An 18,742-nucleotide genomic window follows, 5' to 3' on the forward strand; every position below is an offset into this window, starting at 1 on the left:
TTTGAAATGAAAGACCCCCGCACCGTGATGGTGCGGGGTTCTTTCTGTATCAGCCTGTAGACGCTCAATCTCTAAACGAAGAGCGGCAGGCTCTGACCCGCCCTCGACTCGCCCGACTGTAGTAGCTGCGAGGCGATGGACTGAATCTCTTCGGCGGTGGGGGAGTTCGGGTGGCTCCAGACCACCGGAGTGCCCTCGTCGCCGCCGGTACGCAGGTTCACATCCAGCGGGACCGAACCGAGCAACGGTACCGGGTAGGAGAGCGCCTCCGAAAGACGCTCAGCGAGCACCTGACCGCCGCCAGAACCGAACATGTCGAGCACGGTACCGTCCGGCAGGGTCATAGCCGCCATGTTCTCGACCACGCCCACGACCTTCTGACCGGTCTGCAAGCTCAGGGTGCCGGCACGCTCCGCCACATCCACCGCGGCATGCTGCGGGGTGGAAATGAGCACCAGCTCCGCATTCGGCAGCAGCTGAGCCATGGAGATGGCAATATCGCCGGTGCCGGGCGGCAAATCGAGCAGCAGCACATCCAGGGCACCGAAGTGCACGTCCATGATGAACTGCTCCAGGGCACGGTGCAGCATGGGGCCGCGCCACGCCACCGGCTCGTTGCCCTTGAGGAACATGCCGATAGAAATCACGCGAATAAAGCCGCCGCTGACCTTCTGCTCACCCCAACGCTGGGCGGGGGCGGGCACATCCACGGTCGGCGGAAGAATCAGGTCATCCAGGCGGGTCGGGGCGTCGGTAATACCCAGCAGACCCGGGATGGAGAAGCCGTGCACATCCGCGTCAATAATGCCCACCGCAAGCCCGCGCGAGGCGAACGCGGCGGCAAGGTTCGCGGTCATGGAGGACTTACCCACGCCACCCTTACCGGAGACCACGCCGAACACGCGGGTCAGCGAACCGGGCGCGGTAAACGGGTTAGAACGCTCCGGCTTGAGCATGGAACGCAGGGCGGAACGCTGCTGCGGGTTCATCGCACCCACCTGCAGCTGCACGCGCTCAATACCCTCAACGGTAGCGGCGGCGTCACGAACCTGCTGCTCGATGGTGTTCTTCAGCGGGCAGCCCTCAATGGTGAGCAGCACCGTGACCTCAGCCCAGTGGCGGCCGGGAATCGGCTCACCGTGCTCATCCAGTTCAGGATGCACGAGCGCCGTCTCAACCATGCCCAGCTCCGTAATGGGGCGGCGCAATTCGGGGTCTTCAACGCGGGCGAGCGCCGCGTATAGGGCATCCTGCAGCGGGTTATCAGCGGTCACGGGCGCCTCCCTCACGGGTACGCTCTGCTTGCTGCTGCGCCTGCTGAGATTCGCGGCTCTGAGGCTGGCTCAAATCGCCGTGACGGGAATCCTGCGTGGAGTCCTTCACAGAATCCTTCGCAGAGCGTTCAGCCTTGTCAGAAGACTTCTCGGTACCGGTCTCGGCACCCGCAGATTCCTTCTGCTCAGGGTTCTTCTCGGAGTTCTTCTCGGAGCCCTGCTCCTCAGCGTCCTTTTCCTCGCCCTCGGAGGTATCAATATCGTCGATAGCCTCCTCCAGGTCCTCAATGTCCTCACTGATGTCCTGCAGCTGCTCGGCGTGACGCTCCTGCTCCTGCGCAATGTTCTGCAGTTCCTCAAGAATGTCACGCAGCTCGCTACGAACGAAGTCACGGGTCGCAACCTCACGCAGAGCAATACGCAGCGAAGCAATCTCGCGGGTCAGGTACTGGGTCTCCTCCAGGTTCTGCTGGTCACGCTTACGGTCCTCAGAGGCCACCACGCGGTCGCGGTCATCCTGACGGTTCTGCGCCAACAGCAGCAGGGGAGCAGCGTAAGAAGCCTGCAGGGACAGCATCAGGGTCAGCAGGGTGAAGTTCAGGCTACGCGGGTCGAACTGCATCTCCTCCGGCGCCAGGGAGTTCCACGCCAGCCACACGCCACAGAAAATGGTCATCCACATCAGGAACTGCGGGGTACCCATGTAGCGTGCGAACGCCTCAGTCATGCGGCCGAAAGCGTCCGGGTTGGGGCTAGCGAACAGCTTCGGCTTGCGGGTGCCGGGGGTGCTCAGCTGCGAGTCGCTACGCTGCGTGCGGGAGTCGCCGCGCTCGCGGTTGCGTTCAGCGTACTTCTTCTCCAGGCGGTCTTTGAGAATGCGCGCCTTATCGATGCGGGGGTTCTCTTCGGTACGGTTTGCGTCGCGGCGGTTCGATTCAGGCAAAGCGTCGTCCTACCTTTCGTACGGGAGTTCCATCATCGTAAGTGCGCCAGTCTTCGGGCAGGAGCGCATCGAGCACGTCGTCGATGGTCACTGCGCCTACCAGGCGGTGCGATTCGTTCACAATGGGAACGATGGTCAGGTCGTAGGTTGCCAGCACGCGTGCCAGCTCTTCCAAACTGGCCTGGTCAGAGACAGGCTCAGTGTCGGTATCGAGGATGTGGCCAATCGGCTCGCTCGGCGGCACACGCAGCAGTTTCTGCATGTGCACCAGACCCAGGTACTTGCCGGTCGGGGTTTCCAGGGGCGGGCGGGTCACCATGACGGCAGCCGCCATCGCCGGAGGGATCTCCTCGGCGCGGATGTGCGCGAGCGCCTCCGCGACGGTCGCCTCGGGGGAGAGGATGATCGGCACCGGGTTCATGAGCGAACCGGCGGTACCCTCGTCGTATTCGAGCAGTCGACGCACGTCGTCTGCTTCGTCGGGTTCCATGAGTTCGAGCAGCTTTTCACGCTGGGCGTCGTCCAGCTCGATGAGCAGGTCGGCGGCGTCGTCCGGTTCCATCTCTTCGAGGACCTGCGCGGCACGCTCGTCGTCCAGGTGCGAGAGAATCTGCACCTGGTCCTCGGCGGGCAGCTCCTGCAGAACGTCCGCGAGGCGTTCATCCTGCAGCTCGGCGGCGATTTCGACCATGCGCTTATCGCTCATCTCGTGGATAGCGTCCGCAAGGTCGGCGGGCTTGGAGTTCTCATGGTTCGCCACGAACGCGGTTGCCGCCTGCGGCTCCACGTCGGTGGAGAGCAGAGCCTCGTCCCAGTCGACGATGAGGGTCTCCTTGGAGCGGCGGCGCCACGTGCTGGAGGAGGAGCTGACGCGGGAAACGAACAGTTCGGTCACGCCCCAGTCGCCGTTGCGGCGCTGCTCAATGGCGACGTCCTCAATGACGGCGTCGCCGCTGCCGTCGAGCAGACGCACGCGGCGGTCGAAGAGCTCACCGACGATGAGAGTCTCAGAGTTGCGCTGTTCGAAGCGGCGCAGGTTCACCAGGCCGGTTGAAATAATCTGGGAGGCGTCGATGCTACGCACTCGGGTCATGGGCATGAACACGCGTTTCTTGCCGAGCACCTCAACGATGATGCCGACAACAATGGGTTCGCTGCCCTTGGCGGGGCGGGCGCCCGCAATGGATGCGCCCAGGCCGCGTTTGAGCACGACGACGTCTCGGAGACGGCCGAGGCGGTCACCGAAGGGGTCAAAAACGTCGAGGCCCAAAAGGCGGGCAATGTAAATCTTGCTGGGGGTGCTGAACTTCGAATTGCTCACCTCTCTAGGGTACGCTCCGCCGCGGGGATTCGCACTTTGAGAAGCCGAAATTGAACGGGTGTTCGCTACGCCTATAGAGGAGCTAACTGCCCACCGGGTCCAGGGTTGGGGCGGGCGGTAGAATAGAAGCCATGACTTCTAACCTGCCGAATATTCCCTCGACCCCGCCTTCTTCGTACTTGGCGTCGCGCCTGGCGCAGGCTCAGGGCAAGCCCCTGCCCGCCGGTGAAGCGATCGCCTCCTTCGTTCGTCACGATGATGCGCTCGCCGCTTTTGATGTGCTCAGCGAACAGGATTACCCGGTCACGGCGCTGTACCTGGTCAATGACGGTATCCGCCAGGTGGAGTACCCGGTACCGTTGCCGTATGGCCGTATCTTGACTTTTGCAGCGCTTCGAGGGGCAGGATTCGGTGCGTTTTTTGCACTGCTGGTTATAGCCTCGACTAATGACTCCTCTGCGTTTGAGGTAATAAAGTATGTGCTGCTGTCGATGGCTATGTTTGTGCTCTGGCAGATGTTCGTTTTGCGTCGCTCTCATGGGAGCCGCCATCCGATGCGTGCCGAATCAATTCCCTCGCGTACCGTGATGTACGCTCTGCCGGAGTACGCTCAGGATGCGCGCCGCGTGCTGGGTGCGCATCCTCGCTTTTCGGCGGCGGTTGCGGCTGCTCGTGCGGCGGCTGCCCCGGAGGCTTCGCAGGCTCGTGCGGCTCAGAGCACCGTCTCGATGAATGGTGCACCGGTTCCGACCGGTGCGCCGAAGGCTCCTTCGTACCGTGCGCAGGCGGGTAGCCAGCCGGCGCCGAACCAGAACCTGCCCGAGCGTGATGCGACCGCGCAGAACGCGGTGGCTCAGAGCGCGGCGCAGAACATGCCCGCGCCCACCCAGCCTACGCAGACCGTTCAGCCCGCTCAGCCTTCTCAGCCTGCTATCCAGGAGCCGGCAACCACTGAACCGGCGACCGCCCTGAAGTCGGATGCACAGAAGTCGGAGCCGCAGAAGCGCCCGGCACAGCGGTACGGTCTGCGCGTGGACGACCCGGAAGAATACGCGAAGCTGATTCAGCCCAAGCCGCAGCGTCCGACCCCGCGCCCGCAGGGCCTGCACGATAAGTCCTCGCACGATAACTCCTCGCAGGACTCCGAATAACCGAACCTGCAATGGCGGTAGCCACCCACAACGGCGGGAAACCGGCATAGAAGACAGCACTTAGAAGACACGCGAAAGCCCCTCACCGAACGAATCGGTGAGGGGCTTTCCCTATAAAACGTTACTAACGTAACTGGGAGCTAGACGTTACTTCGCCAGCTTCGCCATCCACTCCTCAATGCCCTCAACGGTGCGGGGCAGTGCAGCGGAGAGGTTCACGTTGCCGTCCTCGGTGCAGAGCACGTCGTCCTCCAGGCGGATACCGATACCGCGGTACTCCTCGGGAACCGACAGGTCCTCGTCCTTGAAGTACAGGGCCGGCTCAATGGTGAAGACCATGCCCGGCTCCAGCTCAGCCCACATGTACAGCTCAGCCTTTGCCTGCGCGCAGTCGTGCACGTCCAGACCCAGGTGGTGGCTGGTGCCGTGCGGCATCCAGCGGCGGTGCTGACCGCCCTCAACGGTGAGCGAAACATCAGCGGAAACCGGCAGCAGGCCCCACTCTTCCAGACGGTGCGCCAGAACGTTCATGGCAGCTTCGTGAATCTCGTAGAACTTGGTACCCGGCTTAGCCACAGCGAATGCGGCGTCAGCGGCATCCAGCACAGCGTTGTAGACCTTCGCCTGAACCTCGGTGAACTTACCGTTCACGGGGAAGGTGCGGGTCACGTCTGCGGTGTACAGGGTGTCGTCCTCAACGCCTGCGTCCAGCAGCAGCAGCTTGCCGTCATCGACGGTGCCGTTGTTACGGATCCAGTGCAGGATGGTTGCGTTGTTACCGCACGCTGCGATGGTGTCGTAGCCCAGGTCGTTACCGTCGGTACGTGCCACGGAGAAGAACGCAGTCTCAACGACGCGCTCACCGCGGTGGTGCTCCTTAGCCTTCGGCAGTGCACGAATGACCTCTTCGAAGCCCTTGACGGTCATGTCAACGGAACGCTGCAGGTTCTCAACCTCGATAGCGTCCTTAATCAGGCGAGCCTCGGAGAGAGCCACGGCAAGCTCGGAGTCCAGCTTGTCAGCCTGCTCCAGCTCCACGCCGGTGTTGTAGCGGGAGGTGTCAACCAGCGCGTCAACAGCCGGGTCAACGTTGCGGACCAGGCGGATGTTCACGCCGCCCAGGCCCTGGTTGCCAGCGTTCTTGGTGATAGCAACCTCAAGCTCGGACAGGTCGCGGGTACGCAGACCGTAACGCTCGGAGAACTCCTTCAGGGTGGGGCGGGGGCCAACCCAGAACTCGCCGTAGCGTGCATCCGCGTAGAACTCTGCGGTGTCGCGGCCAGCCAGCGGGCGGAAGTACAGGGTGACTTCGTGGTTGGAGCCGTTGTCGCCGGTACCCTCTTCGACGGGCTCGAAGATCAGCACGGCGTCGGGCTCGTGGTCGATGCCCAGACCGGTCTGGTGCGCAAACGCCGAGTGCGGGCGGAAGCGGTAGTCGCAGTCGTTGGAGCGGACCTTCAGCGGGCCTGCGGGCAGGACGAGGCGCTCGCCGGGGAATGCCTTGGAGATCTTGGCGCGGCGCTCAGCGGCGTAGTCTGCTACGGGCTCGCGGGTGTAGCCGTCATCTTCGGCAGGTGCCCAGTTTGCGGCAATGAATTCGGTGAACGCAGACGCCTTGGGGGTGCTGCGGTGGTCAGTCTTCTGAGCTTCGGTGCTCTTCTCGTTGTTCTCAGTCATGGGTTAATCATATCTCCTTCACCACAGGTGGGCAGGTGTTTTAGCGCTTTTGACCATAAGAGAGGGTGCGGTGGGTCAGAATATATCTTTGACCTGCGACCGGGTACCCGATATTGCGCCGCCGATATTGGTAGGGTTGAATCAGAAGAGTAGATGACATGCCTTAAAACCCCGCTGAGGTGGCGACGAACTAGCAGGGGTGGGGAAGGAGAGAAGATGACGCAGACAGAACACCGAAGTAGTGCACCTAATGCGCAGCAGACACTGCAGCCCGCTGAATCGGGCGCGCCTGAAAACCTGAACCGTACCGGGCGTTACGATTTGCACATTCACTCCGCTATTTCTGACGGCACGCAGAGCCTGACCGAGCTGGTGCCGCTGATTGCTCACGCCGGGTTGGTTGGGTTTGCGCTGACTGATCACGATACGACGGCTGGTTGGGCGCAGGCGGCTCAGCTGGCGGGTGAGTACGGTCTAGATTTTCTGCCGGGTGCAGAGTTCTCCTGCCGTTACCGGTACACCGATGGTGAGGGCCGTGCACGCACGAAGACTATTCATCTGCTCGCTTATGGTTTTGACCCGGTGGATTCGGAGTTGGCGCGCCGTGTGGAGGCGATTCGCGCCAGCCGTGCGGGCCGTGCGCAGGCTATTGTGGGCCATCTTGCCGCCGACTACCCGCTGACCTGGGATGACGTGTTGGCGCAGGTGGGGGAGGGGAACACGGCGGTGGGCCGCCCCCATATTGCTGATGCGCTGGTTGCTGCCGGGGTGGTTGCTGACCGTTCTGAGGCTTTTGCGAAGCTGCTGTACACGGGCAGCCCCTACTATGTGCCGCAGGATGCGCTGGACCCGCTGGAGGCGGTGCGTCTGGTGCGTGAGGCTGGGGGCGTGCCGGTGATTGCGCACCCGATGAGTACGATGCGTGGGCCCGCATTGAGCCTGGAGTACCTGGGTTTGATGGTGGATGCTGGCCTGGCGGGTGTGGAGGTGTATCACCGCGAGAACTCTCCGGAGGACCGCGCGCGTCTGCTGGAGTTCATTGAGCGTCAGCGTGCGGCGGGCCGTGAGGTGCTGGTGACGGGGTCGAGCGATTATCACGGTGCGGGCAAGCCGAACCTGCTGGGTGAGAACACGACGGATGCGGTGACGGTGGCTCGCATCCGCGAGCAGCTGGCAGCCCAGTAGTAAGACCAGTAGTAAGACGAAAGAGTGCGGGGCGGGTTCCCGATTAGGAACCCGCCCCACACTCTTTTGTTTTCACCTCATTGCATATTCTCTAAATCTCTACCTGAAGGTTAGGATTTTTGATACGCTGAGAACGTTCTACTCATTGGGGTGCACAAAGATTGTGCCTCCCCTCTTATTTTGAAGGAGCTATGATGCTTCGACAATTATTCGCCCGTCCTACGAAGCGGGCTATCCAGGCTGGCGGCACGGTACTGCTGGCTGGCGCCATGGTGTGCGGCAGTGTTCCGGCGTATGCCACCGGGCATTTGAAGCCTCACGAGGTGACCCCTATTGTGCAACCGGACGAACCGGCAGTGACCTGTAACGACCGCGCAGAATATGAGTATTATCGGCAAGATGGCGAGTTGGGGCGTCGCGTTATCTTTAGTTGGGCACAGTGTGTTGGTCTGATTTCTGAGCGTCAGAAGTACAAAATGGTCAAGAAAGATAGTGTTATTTCTCGCGGCCAGTTTGTGGAGTATCTATACCGTCTGTCAGGTTCTCCCGAAGTGAAGAATCTTCCGGCTCAGTCTCCGTATGGTGATATTAAGACTGATGATCCGCGTTTTCCCGTGGTGATGTGGGCTCGTCAGCGGGGCATTACCTGGGGTTGGAGTGATGGGAATTTCCATTACGATACCCCTGCTAGTGAGGCTGCTACTGCCTTGATGGTGTATCGATTGGCGGGTAGTCCAAACGTAACGGTAGAAGTAGACGATCCTAATGCCTATTTCCTATATACTCCTTGGAAGGAAAAATGGCCGAATATGCCCTATAATTCGGAGCTTCATAAGGCATACACCTGGTTATACTATGGTCTTCAGAATCCAAATAATAAAGATTCTGTCGAGAACGTATCGTATCGACAGCATGGTATCGTATCACCTAATGATGAATTTGAGTGGTTGACTTACGCTACGTATGAGCAGGCCTTTGAAGTGATTCGTCTGGCAGATAAATCTTTCAAATTTAAATAAGAAACGTATCCCCGCTTATGTATCAATACATAAGCGGGGATATGTTTATGAATTTATTCCACAACTATATATTCTTTTTTATTGGAAGTTCCCACTGGAGTCTCAGTAGATTTATAGACATACTGATTAATTTCAATCTTGTAGGGTGGGTTCAGGGAATTTTTAATAGAAAACTTCCATTTATCGTTCAGAACCTTGGGTTTAGGTTTGTTATTGTCTTCGTAGTCCATGTGGCATTCGTCGTATGCGTTTGCTCCAATAATATTCAAACGCCTAACACTACCTTCAAGATAGAAGCCCCACAGTGAAGCGAGGATTCTTTCACGGGAGTACGTTCTGATAATCCCTACGAAGATAGTGACAATCCAGAGGATAAATTTTCACTTGATACGGCTCTCGCAGCACAATGGGGGTTCTATCTTGAAGGTGGTGCAAAGCGTCTTAGTATTATTGGCGCAAATGCTTTCGATGCTTGTCAGATGAGTGATAAGACCAGAACTGGGGCCCAAAAGAAAATTATGGGGGATAAATGGGTTCTTAAAATCAACTCTGAGCTTTATGAGCTATTAAGGATCGAAATTAATAATTTTAAATTTGAGGGAAAGCTTGTAGCGCCGAGAATCCCTAAAGCCGAGAATGAGTCCACAGAAAACTAGAAAATAGTTTGGTCCCCTGCATAGAAGAGCAGGGGACCAAACTATTTTTATAATCTTTTAAAATACGCCTCGAGTATCCGCCATGCGCAATACTTCAAAAGCCTGTTCATATGTTGCTTGGAAAGTCCATTGACTCACTCGTCGACCTTCAGAGTCCATGCTCGCTACGTCATGGTACCTAACTGATTCGTGGAAGCCAGTGTACTTCTTATCAGAGCCGGCTCCAGTGTATTTCAACCAAACATAGGCCCGATGCAACTCTGAGCCGTAAGGAAGATTGGGGTTCCGCTTGGTCCAGGGCTCTTCCTCATTCGGAGGATTCATATCGGGTAGCTTGACCGCCGGACTACCAGCTAGGCGGTATGCCATGATTACTGTCGTCGTTTCATGTGCGGGGGCATCGTAATGGAAATTCCCATCATTCCAACCCCAAGTAATGCCCCGCTCACGAGCCCACATCACCACAGGAAAACGCGGATCATCAGTCTTAATATCACCATAAGGAGACTGAGCCGGAAGATTCTTCACCTCAGGAGAACCCGACAGGCGATACAAATACTCCACAAAGTGGCCGCGAGAGATAACACTATCTTTCTTGACCATTTGGTGCTTCTGATACTCAGAAATCAGACCAACGCACTGCGCCCAATTAAAGATAACGCGACGCCCCAATTCACCATCGTTCCGATAGTACTCATATTCTGCACGGTCGTTACAGGTCACTGCCGGTTCATTCGGGTGCACAATGGGGGTCACCTGGCGAGGTTTCAGAACACCAAGAGAATATGCTGGCACGCTGCCGCACACCATGGCGCCTGCCAAGAGCACAGTGCCACCGGCCTGGATAGCCCGCTTCGTGGGGTGGGCGAATAATTGTCGAAGCATCATAGCTCCTTCAAAATAAGAGGGGAGGCACAATCTTTGTGCACCCCAATGAGTAGAACGTTCTCAGCGTATCAAAAATCCTAACCTTCAGGTAGAGATTTAGGGAATATGCAATGGGATGAAAACAAAAGAATGGGGCGGGTTCCTATTCAAGGAACCCGCCCCACACTCTTAACACGTGCTCTCACGAACGCGCAGACAAGACAGCCTAGACGCTCTCACGCGAGGCATGATGCTGCAACACCGCACCCGCAGCCGCCGCATCCATCTGAGCAGCCGCACGAGCCGCACGAGCCTTAGCCCGCGCCTGATGCTGACGCTGACGACGCAACTCATCACGACCATCAATACGCATCTTCTTATCCACCGCATCCATTGACCGGTGACGCACAAACCGGCACGACGCACCCTCAACCGGCTGCGTAGTCTCCGTGAGCGTATCCAACACAGCCTTCAACGCATGACGGCTCGCCGCCGTCAACGCATCACGACTCGTACCGCCACGAACACCCACCGTACGCTTCGGCGTGAACAACACACTCGCCCCACGCGGAACACCACGATACTCAGCGAATGACACCGGATCCACACCCAGACGCTTAGCCATGACCTCAATAGCCGGCGGATTCTGATCCACGCACACGAACTTACGGCCCAGCTGAGCCGCCGCTGCACCCGTAGACCCAGAACCAGCGAAGAAATCCAACACCCAATCACCCGGGCGGGAACTCGCCGCAATCATACGGCGCAACAAACCCGTAGGCTTCTGCGTGGGATAACCCGTCTTCTCCTTACCCGTAGGCGACACAATAGTATGCCACCACACATCCGTAGGGAGCTTACCGCGAGAAGCCTTCTCCTCAGTCACCAAACCGGGAGCCATATACGGTTCACGATCAACCTCCGCAGTATTGAAGTAATAGCTGCGGTGATCCTTCGCGTACACCAAAATATTGTCGTGCTTCGTCGGCCAGCGGCGCGTAGACTTCGCGCCGTAGTCATAAGCCCAAATCAGCTCATTAATGAAGTTCTCACGACCAAAAATCATGTCGCACATAATCTTCACATAATGAACCTCACGCCAATCCAGGTGCAGGTACAGGGTGCCGTCCTGCGCCAGCAGACGATGCGCCTGCTCAATACGCGGCGCTAGGAACGCCCAATAATCCTCGAACGAGTCGTTATAGCTCGCCAGAGTCTGCAGGGTGCTCGAATAGCTCTTGCCCTTAAAACCGGTGCGGTCACCCTTCTCAGAAGCCTCCGCGCTCAACGTGCGGCGCGTCTGCTTCTTACCCGTATTGAACGGCGGGTCAATGTAGATTACGGTGAACGCACCATCGGGCAGCTCACGCAGATACTCCAGGTTATCTGCCTGCACCAGCAGCGACGGGCCCTGCGGATCGAAAACCGTCGAATCTGCGGGGTGCGCCTCAGCGGCAGGGGAGGGCGCGGCGGGCGCCGGGGATGCTGAAATACCCAACCCCGGCCCTAGCCTTCAGAACCAGCACGGTCAGCGCCACGGCCCTTACCGCGAGAACCCTCAGAACGAGAACCTTCAGCACGCGAGCCTTCAGAGCGGCGGCGGGTACGGCGGCCCTCACCCTCCACGGGCTGGCCCTCAACACGGCGGGTACGGCGACGCTGACGAGGCGCACGCTCAGAACGCTCAGAAGAACGTTCGGAAGAACGCTCAGAAGAACGTTCGGATGCGCCCTGCTCGGTACGCTCCGCACGCTCGGAACGCTCAGAACGCTTGCGGCCCTCGGAGCGGCTACGGCGCTCGCCGCGGCCCTCACCGGAACGACCCTCACGGCCACCGCGAGAACGGCGCGAACCCTTCTCACCGTCACGACCGCCAGAACGGGAACCGTCGCGGCCACCGCGAGAACGAGCCGGACGGCCATCACGCGAGTCACGGGCGCTCTCAAAGAACTCATCGCCCATGCCCTCAGCCACACGCTCCTCGCGCGGCAGGCGGCCCTTAGTGCCAGCCGGAATGTTCAGGTCATGGAACAGATGCTCAGAGGAAGAGTAGGTCTCAACCGGCTCAGGAACACCCAATTCCAGGGCGTCGTTAATGACCTTCCAACGCGGCAGGTCATCCCAGTCAACCAGGGTCACGGCGGTACCCTCATTGCCGGCACGACCGGTACGGCCGGTACGGTGCAGGTAAGTCTTCTCATCCTCGGGCACGCGGTGGTTAATCACGTGGGTCACGTCTTCAACGTCAATACCGCGAGCCGCCACGTCGGTCGCGACCAGAATGTCGACCTTGCCGGTGCGGAACGCCTTCAGCGCCTGCTCACGCGCAACCTGGTTCAGGTCACCGTGCAGGGGAGCGGCAGCGAAGCCACGGTTCACCAGCTCCTCCGCCACGCGGGCAGCGTCACGCTTGGTCTTGGTGAAGATGACGGTGCGGCCGCGGCCGGTAGCGCGCAGAATGCGGCCAATCATCTCGTCCTTGTCCAGGTGGTGCGCACGGTAGACAACCTGGCGGATCGACGCCTTAGTCTTCGAGGCGTCCTCGGGGTCAGCGGCGCTAATGCGCATGGGCTTGGTCATGTACTGGCGTGCCATCGCAATGACCGGGCCGGGCATGGTTGCGGAGAACAGCATGCTCTGGCGGTCCTCCGGCAGGTAGCTGAGGATCTTCTCAACCGACGGCTGGAAACCCAAATCCAGCATCTCGTCAGCCTCATCGAGGACCACAATCTTAACCTGCTTCAGGTTCAGGAAGCCCTGCTGGTACAGGTCGATAATGCGGCCGGGGGTGCCCACCGCAACCTCCAGGCCGCGGCGCAGCAGCTCAGCCTGAGGCTCAATCGGCACACCACCGTACAGGGTGGCGATGCGGGCGTTGCGCAGCTTCGCAGCAATCGCCAGGTCCTCGCCCACCTGAATAGCAAGCTCACGGGTCGGAACCAGAATCAGCGCCTGAGGTGCGCCGGGGTGCTCCAAATCAGCCCAACCCTCATCGTCGCGGCCGACCACACGCTGAATGGTGGGCAGACCGAAGCCGAGGGTCTTACCGGTACCGGTCTTCGCCTGACCAATGATGTCCTGGCCAGACAGAGCCACGGGAAGAGTCAGCTCCTGGATGGGGAAGGGGGAGGTAATGCCAACCGCCGCGAGGGCGTCGCTAATATCCTGGCGAACGCCGAAGTCGGCGAAGGACTTTGCAGTCTGAGTGGTTTCCTGCGTGTTCGTTTCAGTCACTGGACCGTATCTTTCTACCCCTGCTCGGGGTGTGTTTCTCCCCAAAATTGGGGGTGTACCAGCCAGCGCCTCAACGGTGGAGACGGTGACGGGCGGGCGTCGAAAGCCGGCCGCGGGAAATTCTTACACGGGAAATTCTTACCGAGACGCCGCCTGCACGCATGATTAATACTCATGGTTCATTCATGATGAGAAGGCGGTGCAGCCTCGGGGTCTTGAAAGGGGTACGACCGGTCATTCACTTAACCCCTCAATATTAACCTGGATTTGCTTTCGGCGCACCCTCGACCGGTTGTGGTGTGCGCCCGTGATGGGCGATATACCGCCTCAAAACCGGGTACCGCGAGGTTTTTGTGCGGGCGGTTTAAAACGCAAACCCCCGCATTCGGCACGGCGTAACCACGTGGCGCATACAGCGCACGCACACGGCGCATAAAGCGCGGTTACGCATCGTGACGGATGCGGGGAAAGCTCAAGCTAAAGGGTAAACAGCTACCGAACTAATTAGGCGCCGATACCGAAACCAACGTGACGCTTAGCGTCGGAACCCAGCTCGACGTAGCCAACCTGAGCGCCAGAAATCAGGGTGGTGTTGCCCTTATCATCCATAATCTGCAGCAGCGAGCCATCCTCAATAGCCTTCGAGACCTTCTCCATGAGGATTTCCTTAGCCTCACTGGTCTCAACAACGATTTCACGAGCAATGTGGCGAATGCCAATCTTGATTTCCATGAGTCTCCTCGCAGAATAGTCCGGTGCAACCAAACGTGCGCCGGGTATGGGAACTATCTTATCTAGCATCTACTCTAGCGCGAATGCGCCCATCGGCACCGTGAACGGGCGGTACTTCGCCGGGGGCTAATAAAATACTCGCCGCCGGATGCGTGAAAATGCGCGTGAAAAACGCCGGGAAGAGGGGAGGGGGAGACTCCTAAGACTCCTCCACCTGAATGCCGTAGAGGGTCTCCAGCGCCTGCACGTAATCCTCTGCGCGGCCCTCCGACGCCAGCTTCTTGGCGCGCACTGTCGGGGTGTGCAGCAGGGACTTCACTATGCGGCGCATCGCCAGCTCGAACTGCTCCGTCGCCGCACCGCAACCAAACTGGTTACGTACCTTCTCCAGCTCAGAATCCAGCACATCCATAGTGTGCGAGCGCAGCGCAACAATCGCGGAGTCAATCGTGCGGGAACGCTGACGAGACACAAACGCCGCCAGCTCAGACTCCACAATGCGCGTAGCCGTCGCCACGGATTCCTCGGTCTCCTCGGGGGCGGCAAGGCGCACCGACTCGAGCGTAATCAGCTCAACATTCGGCAGGTCAGCGACCGAGGGGTCAAAGTCACGTGAAAGAGCAAGGTCAAGAATCGTGTGGTGACCAGCCGGAATCTGCTCGGGAAGCAGCGGATCTGAGCCGCCGGAGCAACCAATAATGACGTCGGCAGAAGCCATGGCCTGTTCCATGCCGTCCTCGGGCACTGCGAAGACGTCGCGCTTCGCCGCGAACTCCGGGGCGCGACCAGAACGGGAATTGACCCAAATATCGGTGCAACCGCGCTCGCGCAGCGCCGCAATGGTTGCACCCGCATAAGCACCCGTACCAAAAATTAGGGCGCGTCGGGTCGACCAGTCCTTCTCGGCAACCTCATCCGCAAGATCCAGGGCAACAGACACAATGGAGCGGCCCTGGGCGCCAAGCGCCGTGTGCTGACCTACCTGACGAGCCGTATGCGCCGCATGCTCAAAGAGCTGCACCAGCTCGCCGGGAAGGGGTACGCCGTCCTCTTGTGCCTTCGCCTGCGCGGCGGCCAGCGCGCGGCGTACCTGACCGGTGATTTCGCGCTCGCCGACCACGGCAGATTCCAGGCCGGAGGCGACCGTCAGCAGGTGGCGTGCCGCTTCCTCGTCTGCGTACACGTCGAAACTGGTATTGACCAGTTCCTTGTCCAGGCCGGAGGTTTGCGCAATCGAATCAACAATCAGCTCACGAACCATGTGCACATGCGCAGAGACGTGCAGCTGAACATACATTTCAAGACGGTTACAGGTGGCAAGAACTACTGCACCCTTAACACCGAGTTGACGTGCGATATCCGCCGCCAGAACATCGGGTACGCCAGAGGCACCGGCGCTCAACGCAGCGACGGTGGTCAAATCAACGGTGTGGTGCGATGCCACAAATGCATAAGTACTCACTAGAGACTAATCATAACCACGCCGACTAAGCCCCTGTAAAGCTCATAGAACCTAAGTTCCATCATCGTAGGGGGCAAGAAAATCTGCGCGGTGGGGGATGCGGGCACGAAGAGTAGGCACGAACTAAGGTGTCCCTCACTGCTAAGAAAGCCATCATTAGGTAAGAGTCACCATGACATAGTGTCGCAAAAACGCCCACATAAACCTGTCACACTAGAGACTATGAGCGAAAACCAGCACACCACCCCCGCATCGGAAAAGGGCCCCGCGTCGGCACAGGGCACCGCACAGGCACCCGCCCTGCCCGCACACCCCACCGACGCCCAGCGACCCCTGCTCACCGACGAGCAGCTCGCACACCTACCCGCCAACCACCCCCTGCGCGCAGGCACCACCGCCGACTCGCCCATGCTCCGCGCCCTCACCGGCCGCCCCTCCAGCCACCGACCCGTCTGGTTCATGCGCCAGGCAGGCCGTTCCCTGCCCGAATACCGCCAGGTACGCGAAGGCATCCCCATGCTGGACGCATGCCTCACCCCCGACCTCGCCGCAGAAATCACTGTGCAGCCCGTCCGCCGCCACAAGGTCGACGCCGGCATCTTCTTCTCCGACATCGTCATCCCCATGAAGCTCGCGGGCGTCAACGTCGACATCGTGCCCGGTAAGGGCCCCGTACTCGACCAGCCCGTACGCACCCTCGACGAGGTGCGCGCCTTGCCCGAACTCAAAGACAGCGACCTCGACCCCATCCGCGAAGCCGTCGCCGCCACCGTAGAAATGCTCGGCGACACCCCGCTCATCGGCTTCGCCGGAGCCCCCTTCACCGTCGCCGCCTACATGGTTGAAGGCGGCCCCTCCCGCGACCACCTGCGCCCGCGCACCATGATGCACGCCGACCCCGCCGCCTGGCACGAACTTGCCGAATGGGCAGCCCGCACCGCAGGCCAGTTCCTCCGCGCGCAGATCGAGGCTGGCGCATCCGCCGTGCAGCTCTTTGACTCCTGGGCAGGATCCCTCGGCGAAAGCGACTACCGCCGCTACGTGCAGGCACACTCCGCAACCGCTCTCGATATGGTGCGCGAATACGGTGTGCCGCGCATCCACTTCGGCACCGGCACCACCGCCCTGCTACCCGCCATGCACGAAGCCGGCGCAGACGTCATCGGCGTGGACTACCGCCTGCCGCTGTCCGCAGCGAACACCCTGCTCAACGGCGCCGTACCCCTGCAGGGCAATATCGACCCGGCACTGCTCGCCGCAGGCAGCGAAAACCTCTACGCACACGTAGACGACGTGCTCGCAGAAGGCAACGCCGCCCCCTCGCACGTGGTCAACCTCGGCCACGGCGTACCCCCGACCACCGACCCGCAGGTGCTCACCGACCTCGTGGCATATATCCACGAACGCACCGCGCAGGCATAGGATAAATAACGATAAATAGACAGCGCAGATGCTGGACACCCTCCGGCATCTGCACCGAACATCTGCACCCCGAACCAACCACCACACCCGTTACCGCAATGGGCAACTCCACTGCACGCAGACCAAAGGAGAACCACCATGGGCCACACCAACCAGGCACCGCACCGCACCGCACAGGTCAGTTCCTCCGCCGCGCCCCAGAACGCACGAGCTTTCACCCGCAACGAGAAGGCACCCACCGCCATCGTCATCGGCGGCGGCCCCTCCGGCCTGATCTCCGCGCGCCGCCTCGCCGCAGCCGGTATGCGCGTGACCCTGCTCGAACAGCGCCACCACCTCGGTGGTGCCGTCGGCGCCCACGAAGTCGGCGGACTGCTCCTGGACTCCGGCGCGGAATCCTTCGCAACCCGCAGCCCCATCGTGAGCGACCTCGTCAAGGAACTCGGCCTGGGCGACCAGATCGTCACCCCCAACTCCTACGGCTCCTGGCTGTACCTGCCGCAGGGCGCCCGCCGCACCCCCAGCACCGGCATCATGGGCATCCCCGGCAATGTGAACGATAAGTCGCTGATCCCCGTCATCGGTAAGAACGGTCTGCGCCGCGCCCAGGTGGACAAGTTCCTGCCCGTCTCCGCAGGTGAGAACGCGAAGACCCTCGGTGAGCTCGTGCGCATCCGCATGGGCCAGAAAGTGCTCGACAATCTCGTCGCACCCGTAGTCTCCGGCGTGTATTCCACCCACCCCGACAAGCTCGACGTCGATGCGACTATCCCCGGTCTGCGCGAAGCCTTCCGCAAGCACCGCTCCCTCTCCGCCGCAGCACACGCTTTCCGCTCGGCAGCCCCCGCAGGCTCACAGGTCGCCGGTATTGTGGGCGGCATGAACCAGCTGTCCGAACGTCTCGTCGAAGACCTGTACGCCTCCGGTGTTCGCATCGTCACCGGATTCGACGTCATCGCCGTTGACCGCGACGAATCCACCGGCCAGTGGTTCATCATCCAGCGCCACACCACCGACGGCGAAAACACCCCCCTCTACGCCGACTACCTGGTGCTCGCCACCGACGGCCCGACCGTGGCACGACTCATCGGCCCGCACGTCTCCACCGCCCTACCCGCCATGGAACCCGGCCCCGAAGTCGCCCTCGTCACCCTCGTCGTCGACGCCCCCGCCCTGGACAAGCACCCCCGCGGTACCGGCCTGCTCGTCTCCGAAGAAGCCACCGCCGTACGCGCCAAGGCACTCACCCACGCCACCGCCAAATGGCAGTGGGTCGCCGAGGCCGCAGGCCCCGGACGCCACGTCGTGCGCCTCTCCTACGGCCGCGGCGGCGAAGACGCCCGCTTCTCCGAGGTCGCCCTCGCCGACGAACAGCTCATCACCCTCGCCCTGCGCGACGCAAGCCGCATGATGGACGTAGCCCTCACCCACAGCAACCTCGTGGACGCGGACGTCGTACGCTGGCGCGGTGTACTGCCCGCCTCCACCCCCGGCCACCGCGACCGAGTCAAGGAATTCCGCGAACGCGCCAGCGAACTCGGAACCCTCAGCACCGTCGGCTCCTGGGCGGCAGGCTCCGGCCTGGTCGTAACCGTCAAAGACACCTACGAGCAGATGGACCGCCTCATCTACCACGCGGCACAGGACTGGGAAGGCGTCGCCTCCCCGAAAGCCGCGACCGCCAAGTAGACGGCGCAGCGGCGGCAGAAGCTTAGTCAATAACTCAGCTCAGCCAGTAACTAGACCAAAAAAATTGAGAAAACGCGCAGCTACGGAAGCCGCGCCTCCAGCACAGCGAA

Annotated in this window: 14 protein-coding genes; 5 read left to right on the forward strand and 9 right to left on the reverse strand. The window is 60.5% G+C overall.

Translation table 11 applies throughout. The features are described from left to right. Window positions 1-71 precede the first annotated feature (71 nt). The 3 genes from HMPREF2528_RS00840 to HMPREF2528_RS00850 are packed head-to-tail and all read right to left on the reverse strand — an operon-like array spanning window position 72 to window position 3,538. Window positions 72-1,274 carry a P-loop NTPase gene (locus HMPREF2528_RS00840; RefSeq protein ID WP_070541575.1) on the reverse strand — a complete coding sequence of 401 codons (1,203 nt, stop codon included), beginning with the start codon at window positions 1,272-1,274 and terminating at the stop codon, window positions 72-74. Next, a complete protein-coding gene (locus HMPREF2528_RS00845) occupies window positions 1,264-2,217 on the reverse strand; it encodes a DUF1003 domain-containing protein (RefSeq protein WP_070541578.1) in 954 nt (317 codons plus the stop codon). The genes HMPREF2528_RS00840 and HMPREF2528_RS00845 overlap by 11 nt, the downstream gene beginning before the upstream one ends. Continuing rightward, window positions 2,210-3,538, reverse strand: coding sequence for a magnesium transporter MgtE N-terminal domain-containing protein (locus tag HMPREF2528_RS00850; protein WP_070541581.1), 1,329 nt, complete (start codon window positions 3,536-3,538; stop codon window positions 2,210-2,212). The genes HMPREF2528_RS00845 and HMPREF2528_RS00850 overlap by 8 nt, the downstream gene beginning before the upstream one ends. 131 nt (window positions 3,539-3,669) lie before the next feature. Between HMPREF2528_RS00850 and HMPREF2528_RS00855 the strand changes: the two genes are divergently transcribed. Then, window positions 3,670-4,689: a hypothetical protein gene (locus tag HMPREF2528_RS00855; protein ID WP_070541584.1), complete on the forward strand. Its 1,020-nt coding sequence runs from the start codon at window positions 3,670-3,672 to the stop codon at window positions 4,687-4,689. Window positions 4,690-4,836: 147 nt separating this feature from the next. Here the strand turns inward: HMPREF2528_RS00855 and HMPREF2528_RS00860 are convergent, their stop codons facing one another. Then, window positions 4,837-6,366, reverse strand: coding sequence for an aminopeptidase P family protein (locus HMPREF2528_RS00860; RefSeq protein ID WP_070541587.1), 1,530 nt, complete (start codon window positions 6,364-6,366; stop codon window positions 4,837-4,839). A 216-nt stretch (window positions 6,367-6,582) separates the two neighbouring features. On the opposite strand from HMPREF2528_RS00860, the gene HMPREF2528_RS00865 reads away from it, so the two are divergent. Together HMPREF2528_RS00865 and HMPREF2528_RS00870 are read left to right on the forward strand one after the other, a co-directional pair. After that, window positions 6,583-7,551, forward strand: a complete 969-nt coding sequence (locus HMPREF2528_RS00865) for a PHP domain-containing protein (RefSeq protein WP_083297855.1) — start codon at window positions 6,583-6,585, stop codon at window positions 7,549-7,551. A 191-nt stretch (window positions 7,552-7,742) separates the two neighbouring features. Further along, complete coding sequence (locus tag HMPREF2528_RS00870) at window positions 7,743-8,570, forward strand: S-layer homology domain-containing protein (protein ID WP_246823834.1); 828 nt, start codon at window positions 7,743-7,745, stop codon at window positions 8,568-8,570. Window positions 8,571-9,283: 713 nt separating this feature from the next. On the opposite strand, the gene HMPREF2528_RS00880 is transcribed toward HMPREF2528_RS00870, so the two are convergent. From HMPREF2528_RS00880 to HMPREF2528_RS00900, 5 genes are all read right to left on the reverse strand, one after another. Further along, window positions 9,284-10,114, reverse strand: a complete 831-nt coding sequence (locus HMPREF2528_RS00880) for an S-layer homology domain-containing protein (protein ID WP_246823835.1) — start codon at window positions 10,112-10,114, stop codon at window positions 9,284-9,286. Between the two features lie 205 nt (window positions 10,115-10,319). Further along, window positions 10,320-11,591, reverse strand: coding sequence for a DNA-methyltransferase (locus HMPREF2528_RS00885; RefSeq protein WP_070541593.1), 1,272 nt, complete (start codon window positions 11,589-11,591; stop codon window positions 10,320-10,322). A gap of 8 nt (window positions 11,592-11,599) precedes the next feature. After that, on the reverse strand, window positions 11,600-13,327 hold the full coding sequence (locus HMPREF2528_RS00890) for a DEAD/DEAH box helicase (RefSeq protein WP_070541596.1): 1,728 nt from the start codon (window positions 13,325-13,327) through the stop codon (window positions 11,600-11,602). Window positions 13,328-13,831: 504 nt separating this feature from the next. Continuing rightward, a complete protein-coding gene (locus tag HMPREF2528_RS00895) occupies window positions 13,832-14,059 on the reverse strand; it encodes a DUF3107 domain-containing protein (protein WP_070541599.1) in 228 nt (75 codons plus the stop codon). 199 nt (window positions 14,060-14,258) lie between these two features. After that, entirely contained in the window at window positions 14,259-15,521 is a 1,263-nt protein-coding gene (locus HMPREF2528_RS00900; protein ID WP_070541602.1) for a glutamyl-tRNA reductase, read from the reverse strand. 222 nt (window positions 15,522-15,743) lie between these two features. Here HMPREF2528_RS00900 and hemE point away from each other — a divergent pair, with 222 nt between their 5' ends. Beyond that, window positions 15,744-16,943: a uroporphyrinogen decarboxylase gene (gene hemE, locus HMPREF2528_RS00905; RefSeq protein WP_070541605.1), complete on the forward strand. Its 1,200-nt coding sequence runs from the start codon at window positions 15,744-15,746 to the stop codon at window positions 16,941-16,943. A 138-nt stretch (window positions 16,944-17,081) separates the two neighbouring features. Continuing rightward, window positions 17,082-18,632, forward strand: coding sequence for a protoporphyrinogen oxidase (gene hemG, locus HMPREF2528_RS00910; RefSeq protein WP_070541608.1), 1,551 nt, complete (start codon window positions 17,082-17,084; stop codon window positions 18,630-18,632). The last annotated feature ends 110 nt before the right edge of the window (window positions 18,633-18,742 follow it).

The organism is Rothia sp. HMSC078H08 (assembly GCF_001808955.1).
In the GTDB taxonomy this organism is placed as follows: domain Bacteria; phylum Actinomycetota; class Actinomycetes; order Actinomycetales; family Micrococcaceae; genus Rothia.